The sequence below is a fragment of the Lacibacter sp. H375 genome (assembly GCF_037892425.1).
Taxonomy (GTDB): Bacteria; Bacteroidota; Bacteroidia; order Chitinophagales; family Chitinophagaceae; genus Lacibacter.
The window spans coordinates 2438811-2450674 of record NZ_JBBKTT010000001.1 but is presented as its reverse complement, the minus strand read 5'-3'; the positions used below and the strand labels follow the sequence as shown (position 1 = coordinate 2450674).

Below are 11864 nucleotides of genomic sequence, written 5' to 3'. Positions count from 1 at the left end.
TACATGCAGTTCAGAACATCAGCTTGAAATAAAAGAGAGATTAGTAGGGGTCATAGCAAGTCGTTTTAGTCGTTAAGAAATAATAAGTGTAAATTTGACAAATATTAATTTATTCAGTTCGACTAAAAATTCCGATATTTCAACAAAAAGTACCAATTTTCACACAGGCCCTCTGGTGCCAGATTGATACAACGATAACATTCAACAAACCAAACAATTGCGTTTTTCAAGAGCCATATGCGTTTTAAGCGTGCTGTTAATGCTTCATTGTTCTTTACTAGGACAATCCTATTATTTCAGACGCTATCAGGTTGAAAATGGCCTTTCGCACAATAGTGTGATCTGTGCCATGCAGGATAAGAGAGGCTTTATGTGGTTTGGAACAAAAGATGGTTTAAACCGATTCGATGGTTATTCGTTTAAAACATTCAGAAAAGATGCTGCAGACAGTACCAGCATTGGCAACAACTTTATTCAATCATTATACGAGGATAAACAAGGAAGGATGTATGTAGGTACTGACAAAGGTTTGTATCAATACATTGATAAAACAGAAGAGTTCAGACTTTTACCCTCAACGAAAGAACACAGCATTTTTAAACTTACCGGTGATACAAAAGGTAACTTGTGGTTTATCTCAGGTTTTGCGGCTTGCAAGTATTCATTGGCAAATAAAACACTTGATTATTTCGATCATCCAACTTTCTTTATTGCAAGCGCATTATGTACTACAGCTGATGGAAACGTATGGGTTGGTACTGCTACAGGTGAATTAAAAAAATACCAGGCCGCCAACCGTTCATTTACCAGCATTCCACTATTTAAAAATACTGACGATACCAAATACAAATACATTGAAACCATCGTGCAAACAAATACCGGACAATTATTGGCAGGTACGAACAATGCTGATGTTAAATTAATTGATCCGATAAAAGAAACGTACGTTGACCTACCACTAACCCTAAAACGTGAAACTAATTTTTATGTAAAACGGATCCTGCAGGTTTCACCAAATGAATTCTGGCTTGGTACTGCAGCCGGCATTTTTGTTTACAACCTGCAAACAGGCAAAGGTACTCAGTTAGAAAAAAACTACAGTAACCCCTTCTCACTTTCTGATAATGCCGTTGAAACAATGTGCAGCGATAATGAAGGGGGTATTTGGGTGGGAACTTATTTTGGCGGTGTCAATTATTTTCCGAAACAGGTTACAGCTTTTACAAAATTCATCCCTGCAAAGAATGAAAATTCGCTCAGCGGAAATGTTGTAAGAGAAATAAAAAAAGATAGTGCTGGTAACTTCTGGATAGGTACTGAAGATGCTGGACTCAACAAATACAATCCTACCACTGGAACGTTTACACATTATGAAGCAACAGGCAAACCGGGCAGTCTTTCATTTTTTAATTTGCATGGACTGGAAGTTTCACGCAACGAAGTATGGATAGGCACATTTGAGCATGGCTTAGATGTAATGGATATGCGAACAGGGAAAATTTTCAAACATTTTCAGGTTGGTACCGGCAGCGTTTTGGCAAGCAACTTTATTTATTGTATTAATGCCATTGATCACGAAAATATTTTAATTGGAGCAACACTTGGCATTTACAGATACGATCGAAAAAATGATCGACTGGAACGTGTTGAAGGATTCCCTGAATGGGATTGGTACACCGGAATACTAAAAGATGATAATGGAACTATCTGGGCAACAACGTTTGGACGAGGTATTCATTTTTACAATCCGGCTACTGGTAAAAGGGGAACTATTCTTCACAATGAAAATGACCCAAACAGTTTAAGCAGCGACCGTGTAAATTCTGTGTTCAAAGACAGCCGGAACAACTTGTGGTTTACAACAGAAGAGGGGTTGTGCAAATGGAATGAGCAAAGCAACAATTTCACACGCTATGGAACCGCCAATGGATTTCCCAGCAATTTTATGTTTTCCATTCTGGAATCAACAGCTGGTGAACTTTGGATCAGCACTACAAAAGGACTTGTGCGTTTTGTTCCAACTCTTGGGAAAGCAGATGTTTTTACCACAGCTAACGGATTGATCAGTGATCAGTTTAATTACAGTTCTGCATTTAAAGATGAAGATGGTCGCATGTATTTTGGCAGCACTAAAGGGCTTATCAGTTTTCATCCGAAAGAATTCAGGCAATCGGCGTTCGTCCCTCCTGTCTATATTACAAATTTTGAAATTGCAAATCAGGAAACAGGTATTGGTAAGAAAGGGTCTCCGCTGAAAGCATCTATCACTTATACCGATACGATCGTACTTACACATGATCAATCAACATTCAGTATTGACTTTGCGGCACTTGGATATACAGCAACAGAAACGATCCAGTATGCTTACCAGATGGAAGAATTATCGAACAACTGGGTGAATCTGAAAAAAAACAGAAGAGTTGATTTTGCTGAACTACCTACGGGAACCTATCATTTCAGATTAAAAGCAATGAACAGCTATGGCATTGCAAGCCCCATTGAAAAAAATCTGATCATCCGCATATTACCACCATGGTGGTTGAGTACCTACGCTTACGTCGCTTATTTCATTCTTCTAATGCTACTTATTTATTTCATCATTCGTTATTATCATCAACGGATGGAAGAAAAGAACAAACAGAAATTTGAAAAGCTCGAAGTTGCTAAAGAACGAGAAGTATTAGAAATGAGATTGATAAAGAACAAAGAACTGCTCGACGCAAAAGTTGATTTCTTCACCAACGTGGCGCATGAAATTAAAACGCCGCTTACACTTATTAAAGTACCCCTTTCAAGAATTACACGGAAAGCGGAAGCACTTCCTGAGCTGGAAAGAAGTCTGAAAATAATGAACCGGAATACCAATCGATTGATTGAACTCACTAATCAGTTGTTGGATTTCAGACAAACTGAAATTGACAAATTCCATCTTTCCTTTGTACACACAAATGTTACGCAGCTTGTTGAAGATGCCTGTAATGACTTTTCTGATCTCGCAGAAGAATACGGTCTTTCATTTTCAACCCAAATACCAGGAGAAGCATTGTTTGCGAACATTGATGTGGATGCGTTTAATAAGATCATCAACAATCTTATTGGCAATGCTTTAAAATTTGCAGATAAAAAAGTGATGATCGAATTACTTCCTTTTCATAAGGATGAACAGTCATTCAGCATCAGGGTTAAAAACGATGGCTATTTGATCCCTGTTGAACTAAAAGAAAAAATATTTGAGCCTTTTTACCGCATCAGTGAAACAGAAGCACAAACAGGTTCCGGAATAGGTTTAGCTTTGGCTCTGTCGCTTACACAGCTGCATGGTGGCTCACTTATCCTTGATGAACAAACAGAGAATATGAATTGTTTTTTGCTCACATTACCGCTCAATAATGAAATAAACTCTTCGGAAATTTCAGCGTAAACAGTTCATAAATCTATCACCAAATCAAAAACAATGAAACCAAGAATTCTTTTAGTGGAAGATAACAAAGAGCTACTGGAAGTAATTGCTGAAGAACTACATGATCATTATGAAGTGCTGAAAGCAACGGATGGTGTGCAGGCGTTAAAACTTCTGTCAACTGAAGCAGTTCAATTAGTGATAAGTGATGTAATGATGCCGGTAATGGATGGATTTGAATTATGTAAAGAGATCAAATCAAACTTTGAGTACAGTCATATCCCGGTTATTTTACTTACTGCAAAAAATACACTGCAGGCAAAAATAGAAGGCTTGAGCCTGGGTGCAGATGCCTATATTGAAAAACCGTTTGAAACGGAATATCTGCAGGCGCATGTTGCAAGCTTACTCAACAACCGGAAAAAGTTAAGAGACTATTTTGTAAATACTCCGTTTGCTCATCTCAAATCAGTTGCGCATAATAAATCTGATGAGTTGTTTTTTGAAAAACTCAATCATCTTATTCAAACCAATATTGAAGATCATGCCTTGGATGTTGACAAACTTGCGAAGCTCATGAATATGGGACGCACCAGTTTGTTCCGTAAGATCAAGTCTGTAACCGATCTTACACCAAATGAACTGATCAATATTACAAGATTAAAAAAGGCTGCCGAACTGCTGTCGGTTGGTGAATACAAGATCTATGAAGTATCTGATATGGTTGGGTTTGGCTCACAAACAAATTTTGGCAGGATCTTTTTAAAGCAATTCGGAATGACACCAACTGAATACCAGAAAAATAAGCATCCAAAAGGATCTGAAGGTGACGATAAATCAAAATGAGGCGTAAACAAAAAAGGCAATCAATTTCTTGATTGCCTTTTTCTTAAGTCGGGAGGACAGGATTCGAACCTGCGACCCCCTGGTCCCAAACCAGGTATTCTACCGGGCTGAACTACCTCCCGCCGTGTTCATCGGAGGATGAACTCCCCTAAGGGGTTGCAAAAATAGTTGTCCTCTGCTAAAGTGCCAAAAGAAATCCCGGATTCTTAAAGAAATCCGGGATCAAATGAGTTGGGTTTGGTTTTGGGTTTTAATTACATCGCAGCCAGTTGAACTTTCTGCTGCAGCTCAAGTACACTTTCTTTAAACATACTGTCTGTATCCATCAGGTCTTTTACTGTTTGGCAGGAGTGGATAACCGTTGTATGGTCTCTTCCTCCAAAATGTTCACCAATAGTTTTAAGAGAATTCTTTGTAAATGTCTTTGCCAGGTACATCGTAATCTGACGGGCCTGTACAATTTCACGCTTGCGTGTTTTTTGTAACAGTTTTTCATAAGGCACATCAAAGTAATCGCACACCATTTTCTGAATGGCGTCGATAGTAATTTCCTTAGATGATGTTTTAACGAAGTTTTTCAGCACTTTTTTAGCAAGATCAAGATCGATCTCCTTTTTATTCAGCGAGGATTGTGCCAATAATGAAATAAGTGCTCCTTCGAGCTCACGAATATTGGTATTGATGTTATAAGCGATATACTTTACCACATCTTTATGCATATCCAATCCATCATTCTTCATTTTCTTCTCCAGTATCTCGATACGTGTTTCGTAGTCGGGCATTTGAAGATCGGCACTCAAACCCCAACGGAAACGGCTAAGTAAACGCTCCTGCACACCTTCGAGATCTTTTGGTGGTTTGTCTGATGACAGGATCAGCTGCTTACCACTTTGATGAAGATGATTGAAAATGGCAAAGAAAGCATCCTGTGATTTTTCTGCACGGTTGAAGAACTGCACGTCATCAATGATCAACACATCAACCAATTGATAAAAATGGATGAAATCGTTAATAGCATTGTTGCGGCTGTGATCAACAAACTGGTTGATGAATTTCTCCGAGCTTACATACAACACCACTTTATTGGGGTGCTGACGTTTCACTTCATTACCTACAGCTTGAGCAAGGTGAGTTTTACCTAAACCTACACCACCATAAATCACTAAAGGATTAAATGAAGTAGCGCCGGGTTTATCTGCAACTGTTTTACCGGCTCTGCGGGCAACACGGTTACAATCGCCTTCAATAAATGAATCAAACGTATAGTTAGGATTTAGCTGCGGATCAATCTGCACCTTTTTCAAGCCCGGTATTACAAACGGGTTCTTGACGGGGTTACTTATCACTAGCGGAAAATCCATTTCGTTATTTGTATATGTTTTATAACCATGACCGGGAACATCCATTGTGATGGGTTGGTTATTATTATTACCACTATCCATCATGATGCGATATTCAAGATTAGCATCTTTACCTAATTCACGTTTCAATGTTTTGGCAAGTAAAGTAACATAATGTTCTTCCAGGTATTCAAAAAAGAACTGGCTGGGTACTTGAATGGTAAGGATCTTATTTTTTAATTCAACCGGTTTGATTGGTTCAAACCATGTTTTGAAATGTTGCCACTCTACTATATCCTTAATAATGGTTAAACAACTTTTCCAAACTTGATCAGCCGTTTTCGTCATTGTTCCAAAAGCAGTTTATATAATGAGTTAATAATGTTCCTGTTTATTCTCTTTGGCAATTTTTCATAATGGAATACATTATGAAAAAACTTGAGGGGGAAGGCGAATATCAACACTTTTTGTGGAAAAAAAAATTTTTTATTCACCTGTTTTTTTACCTATCAACAATGATTTTGCTGCTGTCATATTTTTCTTTTTATATTTTAAAAATTCATAATCTAATCTGCCTAACTGAATACCCGCCCAACCTACCTGGTTCACCAAAACATCTTCTGCTTTTTTATTCTTTACTAACACAGGTTCATTTAAGAACGTATGTGTATGACCACCAATGATGAGATCAACATGTTCAGTTTCTTTTGCAAGAATCATATCACAGATCTTGTTTGCATTTTCACGGTACTGATATCCTAAATGCGACAAACAGATCACCATATCACAATCTTTCTCACGCTTGAGCATGGATGCTGTTTCATTTAACTTTTGCACAGGATCGAGATACTTTGTGTTGCCGATCAAATTATCCGGAACCAACCCTTTCATTTCAATTCCCACGCCAGTAACGCCGATTTTCAATTTGCCTTTCTTAAATATTTTATAAGGTAGCGATTTATTTTCCATGGGCGTTGCAGTAAAATCATAGTTGCATAACAAAACAGGAAATTTTGCATGCTGAAGTTGCAATGCAAAATTTTCGAGCCCTGCATCAAAATCGTGATTACCCATTGTGCAGGCATCATAACCCATCTTCTGCATAGCTATTATTTCAGGTTCGCCTTTGTATAAATTGAAATAAGGTGTGCCTTGAAAAATATCACCTGCGTCAAGCAACAGCACATGTTCTTCTTTTGCCCTGATCTCATTGATCAGGTTTGCCCTAGCTGCTACACCACCCAAGCCTTCGTTACGACTGCCATCCATAGGAAAAGGATCAAGTCTGCTGTGCACATCGTTTGTGTGAAGAATAACCAGGCGCTGTGAAGTAACTTCTTCGGCACCTGCAAACTTGCCTGCCAGCAACGCAGCCGTGGTAAAGGATGTTTGTTGTATAAATTTTCTTCTACTGAGCATTGGTAACTCTGTTTTGAATAGTTGCAGTAACAGCTTGCCCTTTTTGCGTAAGCGATTGAACATACTCAATCAAACCATCTCTCAAAAGTGATCCGTTATTGATCTGTGGTATACCTTTAAGCATTTCACAATTATCACCGCCATTTGCCACATAATCAGAGTTTGCTATTGTGTAAATCATGCTTGGATCAAGGGGTTTTCCTCCAACTATCACATTTACTGCCTTCTTATCTTTCATTTGCATTGTTATGCCGGCTACGGGCCACCCTCCTCTGCCAACAATATGATCAAGAAATTCCTGCAATACTGTTCCTTTTAATTTTTGCAGTATAATAATATTATCAAACGGCATCAATTCAAAAATCTTGCCTCTTGTAATTGCTCCGGCCTTTATACCAGTTAAACGGATACCTCCGTAATTAATGAAAGCACCATCAACATTTGTTTTATAATATTTTTCAGCCATCACTTTCATAGCATCGGCCATAAAATTTCCAAGAGTACCTTCCGGTTGTCTCTTATCAAGATCTACAGCCAATTGACCAATGATCAAATTCATACTGCTGTTCACACTATCAGCGTAAGGTTGAAGAAATTTTTGTACTGAAGAATCTTTCCGTTGATTCTGTACTGGGTAATCTTTATACTGAACAGAAGATGCCCTGTAAACCGGGTTGCAGGAGTAAGAAATAATCAATAAGACAATAAGAATATAATGGGTGGTAAGCTTTCTCATGTACTTGCTGTAACTAATGAAAGATAACTGTTTTTAAAGCCACAAAAAAAATGTTTTTTATTGATGAAATGCATAATTTATACGCTTTGTAAATACAACTATCTTTGCGGTAATTATTGTTTTTAGGTTAACTGCCTGACACACATGCAACAACAAATTTCGCTTCGTTTACTGCCTTCACAGGCTGCTGATATTTCTTCTATAAAAGAACAAATTGCGCTTTCTGCAAATGTTCCAATGGCTTCCGTAAATGGATTTTATATTCTCAAACAATCAATCGATGCAAGAAGTAAACAAGCATGGGTAAATCTCACAGTCAAGGCTTTTGTGAATGAACCTGTGCAGCAGAGAGACGTTTTTGAATTTAATTTCAAGGATGTACAAAATTCAGCCAAACAGGTAATTGTTGTTGGAGCAGGACCTGCGGGTTTATTCGCTGCATTACGTTTAATTGAGCTGGGTATTAGACCGATTGTAATTGAAAGAGGGAAAGATGTTAGAGCAAGAAGAAGAGATCTTGCTGCTTTAAATAAGCAAGGAGAAGTAAACCCCGAAAGCAATTATTGCTTTGGTGAAGGTGGTGCAGGCACTTACAGCGATGGTAAGCTTTACACCCGAAGCAGCAAACGTGGTAGTATTGATCGTATTCTTCAACTATTTGTTCGCTTTGGCGCCGAAGAAAAAATTCTCTACCAAAGCCACCCACATATTGGTACCAATAAACTGCCGCATATTATTACGGCCATGCGGGAATTCATTCTGAGTTGTGGTGGTGAAATTCATTTTGAAACCAAGCTTACCAATTTTATACTTGAACGTGATGCGATAAGAGGTGTTGAGATCAACCATAGCTCAACCATACATGCAGACGCAGTGATCCTTGCCACAGGTCACAGTGCAAGAGATATTTTCGAACTTTTACACCAAAACAACATTCTTATTGAAGCGAAACCATTTGCACTTGGTGTACGGGTAGAACATCCGCAATCATTGATCGATTCTATTCAATACCGTTGTCCTGTTCGTGATGAATTTCTTCCACCAGCTTCTTACAGTTTGGTTGAACAGGTGCAGGGGAAAGGCGTTTTTAGTTTTTGCATGTGCCCCGGTGGTATTATTGCACCGGCAGCAACTTCGGCCGGCGAATTGGTGGTGAATGGATGGAGCCCGTCAAAACGAAACAATGCATTTGCCAACAGCGGCATGGTTGTAACAATTGAAGTGAAAGATGCTGTGGAATACTTCAAAACCCAAAAAACAAAAAACAAAATCCAGATAAGTGAGGATGATCCGTTGTTGCTGATGAAATTTCAACATGCCATCGAACAAAAAGCATTTGTTGCAGGTGGCGGTAAGTTTGTGGCACCTGCACAGCGCATGGCTGATATGTTTGATCAGAAAACTTCCTCTTCACTCCCCGACTGTTCTTATTTACCCGGTTTGAATAGTACTGATCTTCGTCAGGTTCTTCCTCCTTTTGTTTTTGATGATCTCCGTCTTGGCTTTAAAGCTTTCGGTCAGAAAATGCGTGGTTATTTTACCAACGAAGCTGTGGTAGTAGCTACTGAATCGAGAACATCTTCACCCGTTCGTATTCCAAGAGACAATGAAACATTACAACATCCGCAAATAAAAGGACTTTATCCCTGTGGTGAAGGAGCTGGTTATGCAGGCGGAATTGTGAGTGCGGCCATGGATGGTGAGCGTATTGCTAATATGATCGCTTTGCAGGTTAACCACTTATCTTATTAAGAAGTTTCTGCAAATTTTCTATACTACCTTGTAACAAATTGTGCAACCTGCACTCTAATACTGCAATATGAGTACCATCTTAGAAGTTCAAAACCTGAAGAAATACTTTTCTTCTCAAAAGGCGGTGGACGATATCAGCTTCACCATCAGTCAAGGATCAATTTTTGGTTTGCTCGGACCAAACGGCGCCGGTAAAACAACGCTTATCCGCATGATCACAGGAATTTTTTATCCTGACGCCGGCAACATCCTGCTCAACGGTAAAAAATTTGATCCCGTTAATGATGTGATCAATATTGGCTACATGCCCGAGGAGCGAGGTCTCTATAAGAAAATGAAAGTGGGCGAACAAGCCATGTACCTCGCACAACTGAAAGGTATGAGTAAGCAGGAGGCGTTTGCAAACGTTAAACAATGGTTTGAAAAGTTTGAAATGGAAAGCTGGTGGAATAAAAAAGTGGAAGACCTTTCAAAAGGGATGGGCCAAAAATTGCAATTTGTTACCACAGTTCTTCACGAACCGAAACTGGTGATCCTTGATGAACCGTTCAGTGGTTTGGATCCTGTAAACAGCAACCTTATTAAAGACGAGATCTTTAACCTTGCAAAAAAAGGAACAACCATCATCTTCAGTACACACCGAATGGAACAGGTAGAAGAGATCTGCGATCATATTGTGCTGGTGAATAAAGGGCAAAAAATTCTTGATGGAAGTGTAAAGCAAATTAAACAACAGTTCAAACAACACATCTTTAATACAGAAGTTGATCAGTTGCCTGCAACATTGCAACATCCATCATTCAGCATTGTGAAACAGAATGGGAATAATCTTACGCTCAAAATCAATGAGGGTTACCAGGCAAACGACATTCTGCTCCATTTCATTAATCAGAAAAGTATGATCGTCGCTTATCATGAAATACTTCCTTCACTGAATGAAATTTTCATCAGGCTGATTGAAGGCACGCCAACTGCAAGACAATTTGAAACTGTTACTGCTTAATAAACTATTATATGAATAAGATCTGGATCATTATAAAACGTGAGTACATTACAAGGGTACGTAACAAAACATTCCTGCTCTCTACTTTCCTGTTTCCCTTGCTGATGTTTGCACTTATCTTCGGTGGTGCTTTTATTGGTGCAAACAGCACTGAACAACGTAAAATAGCTGTGGACGACCAAAGCGGCATATATAAGAATAATTTTAAAGATGGCTCCGCAGCTTCATACGGCTATCCTGCTGACGTTACAAAAAGCAATTACCAAGACAAAGGCTATGAAGGTTTGCTGATCGTTTATTCATCAACTCCGCAAAAAGCTGATTCTGTTCGTTTGTATACAGAAAAACAATTGGGGCTTGCAACTGATGAAGCCATCAAGAATCAGCTGCAGAAAATAAATGAGAACAGGATGTTGATGGAGCGTGGTGTAACACGCAGCATTCTCGATTCTATTAAACAACAAAGTGAAAGCGCATCGTCACTCAACTATCGCTCCTACCAGGTAAAAGGCGAAGAAATAAAAGAAGATAACAAAATGCTTGCACTTGCTATTGGTTATGCAAGCGGTTTCATCATTTATATTGTATTGTTTATTTATGGTACAGCTGTTATGCGTGGCGTAATGGAGGAGAAAACAAACCGTATTGCAGAGGTAATGGTGAGCAGCGTAAAACCATTTCAATTAATGCTTGGAAAGATAATAGGTATTGCAGCGGTTGGTTTAACACAGTTATTCCTTTGGATCATCCTTGTCTTTGTCCTCTCATCGCTCAGCAGTTTGTTTATTTCACCTGAAGTGTTAGATCAGGCAAAGCAGATGAATGAATCAATGCCATCCATGGCGCAGAATAATACCATGGCATTAAAAATACTGGAAGCTAAAACAACAGTACTAAGCGCTAACTGGGCTCTCATCATTCCTTGCTTTATCTTCTTTTTCCTGTTTGGTTATTTGTTCTATGCTTCATTGTTTGCTGCGGTTGGTAGTGTGGTGAATGAAGATCCTCAGGAAGCACAATCGTTGATGTTGCCTATTACGTTGCCTATTGTGCTGGGCATCTTTATCATGGTAAATGCCATTCAGAATCCTTCCGGCTCACTTGCAGTATGGGGAAGCATAATTCCATTTACTTCGCCAATTGTAATGATGGCACGTATTCCATTTGGAGTTCCGTGGTGGCAATTGGCTATATCAATGGGTTCGCTTATACTCGGCTTTTTATTCACAACATGGTTAAGTGCAAAAATCTATCGTACAGGTATCTTGTTGTATGGAAAGAAAGTAACACTGAAAGAAATGGCCAAGTGGGCTTTCCGCAAAGCTTAATAAAATCAGAAACGACAGGACATAAAAATCCCCCGATGTT

The 11864-nt window shown here is 38.9% G+C and carries 8 protein-coding genes and 1 tRNA gene; 5 read left to right on the top strand and 4 right to left on the bottom strand.

The features are described from left to right. Positions 1–259 precede the first annotated feature (259 nt). Together WG954_RS10860 and WG954_RS10855 are read left to right on the top strand one after the other, a co-directional pair. On the top strand, positions 260–3421 hold the full coding sequence (locus WG954_RS10860) for a ligand-binding sensor domain-containing protein (protein WP_340436351.1): 3162 nt from the start codon (positions 260–262) through the stop codon (positions 3419–3421). A 33-nt stretch (positions 3422–3454) separates the two neighbouring features. After that, entirely contained in the window at positions 3455–4246 is a 792-nt protein-coding gene (locus WG954_RS10855) for a response regulator transcription factor (protein WP_340436350.1), read from the top strand. Positions 4247–4294: 48 nt separating this feature from the next. Here the strand turns inward: WG954_RS10855 and WG954_RS10850 are convergent. The 4 genes from WG954_RS10850 to WG954_RS10835 all read right to left on the bottom strand — a co-directional run bounded on the left by WG954_RS10850 (position 4295) and on the right by WG954_RS10835 (position 7741). Beyond that, positions 4295–4368 (bottom strand) — tRNA-Pro (locus WG954_RS10850). A gap of 132 nt (positions 4369–4500) precedes the next feature. Then, positions 4501–5934: a chromosomal replication initiator protein DnaA gene (gene dnaA / locus WG954_RS10845; protein ID WP_324231080.1), complete on the bottom strand. Its 1434-nt coding sequence runs from the start codon at positions 5932–5934 to the stop codon at positions 4501–4503. A gap of 138 nt (positions 5935–6072) precedes the next feature. Beyond that, positions 6073–7005 carry a bifunctional metallophosphatase/5'-nucleotidase gene (locus tag WG954_RS10840; protein ID WP_340436347.1) on the bottom strand — a complete coding sequence of 311 codons (933 nt, stop codon included), beginning with the start codon at positions 7003–7005 and terminating at the stop codon, positions 6073–6075. Continuing rightward, positions 6995–7741 (bottom strand): 5'-nucleotidase C-terminal domain-containing protein, encoded by a 747-nt coding sequence (locus tag WG954_RS10835; RefSeq protein WP_340436345.1) that lies wholly within the window; start codon positions 7739–7741, stop codon positions 6995–6997. The genes WG954_RS10840 and WG954_RS10835 overlap by 11 nt, the downstream gene beginning before the upstream one ends. Positions 7742–7885: 144 nt before the next feature. On the opposite strand from WG954_RS10835, the gene WG954_RS10830 reads away from it, so the two are divergent. From WG954_RS10830 to WG954_RS10820, 3 genes are all read left to right on the top strand, one after another. After that, entirely contained in the window at positions 7886–9493 is a 1608-nt protein-coding gene (locus tag WG954_RS10830; protein ID WP_340436344.1) for an NAD(P)/FAD-dependent oxidoreductase, read from the top strand. Between the two features lie 67 nt (positions 9494–9560). Continuing rightward, positions 9561–10496: an ABC transporter ATP-binding protein gene (locus tag WG954_RS10825; RefSeq protein ID WP_340436342.1), complete on the top strand. Its 936-nt coding sequence runs from the start codon at positions 9561–9563 to the stop codon at positions 10494–10496. A gap of 11 nt (positions 10497–10507) precedes the next feature. Then, on the top strand, positions 10508–11824 hold the full coding sequence (locus WG954_RS10820; protein WP_340436340.1) for an ABC transporter permease: 1317 nt from the start codon (positions 10508–10510) through the stop codon (positions 11822–11824). Positions 11825–11864 lie beyond the last annotated feature (40 nt).